A 1,026-nucleotide genomic window follows, 5' to 3' on the forward strand; every position below is an offset into this window, starting at 1 on the left:
TGACCTGCCCCTGAGTATTTCCTCCAGATGGAGTTAGAGTCCGGCCTGAAAAGGACGGACAGATGAAGCGAGCAAGGTTCACGGAAGAGCAGATTATCGCCGTGTTGAAGGAGCATGAGGCCGGGGCGAAGACGGCCGACCTGGCTCGCAAGCACGGGATTTCCGAGGCGACGATCTACAACTGGAAGGCCAAATTCGGCGGCATGGATGTCTCCGAGGCCAGGCGGTTGAAAGCGCTCGAGGAGGAGAACGCGAAGCTGAAGAAGCTGTTGGCCGAGCAGATGCTCGATGCGGCCGCGCTACGCGAGCTTCTTTCAAAAAAATGGTAGGGCCCGCCGCCAAACGCGCCGCGGTGGCGCATCTGGAGGCCGCGATGGGCCTGTCGGAGCGGCGGGCCTGTTCGATCGTCGGTGCGGATCGGAAGATGATCCGCTACCGCTCTCGCCGGCCACCGGACATCGAGCTGCGCGCCCGGCTGCGCGAGCTGGCCAATGAACGCCGCCGGTTCGGCTATCGCCGGCTGTTCGTCCTGCTGCGGCGGGAGGGCGAGCCATCCGGGATCAACCGGATCCACCGGCTTTATCGCGAGGAAGGGCTCACTGTCCGCAAGCGGCGGGCTCGCCGCAAGGCGACAGGCACCCGGGCTATCCTGGTCGAGGCGAAGCCGAACGCACGTTGGTCCCTCGACTTCGTCTACGATCAGTTCGCCAACGGACGGCGCTTCCGCGTTCTCAATATCGTCGATGACGTCACCAAGGAATGCCTGGGCGCGGTCCCGGACACGTCGATCTCCGGACGGCGGGTGGCTCGGGAACTGACGGCGATCGTTGAACGGCGCGGCAAGCCTGGCTCGATCGTCTCCGACAACGGCACCGAGTTCACGTGCAACGCCATGCTGGCCTGGTGCAAGGACACCGGCATCGACTGGCACTTCATCGCGCCGGGCAAGCCGATCCAGAATGCCTTCGTCGAGAGCTTCAACGGGCGTATGCGTGATGAACTACTCAACGAGACCCTGTTCTTCGA

1 pseudogene is annotated in these 1,026 nt (G+C 63.6%); it reads left to right on the top strand.

Annotated elements, in window-relative coordinates:
• Positions 1 to 62: 62 nt before the first annotated feature.
• Positions 63 to 1,026, top strand: a pseudogene (locus AC3WLX_RS36600) (IS3 family transposase); the annotation flags it as partial.

The sequence above is a fragment of the Bradyrhizobium sp. FW305-F6 genome, assembly GCF_058782905.1.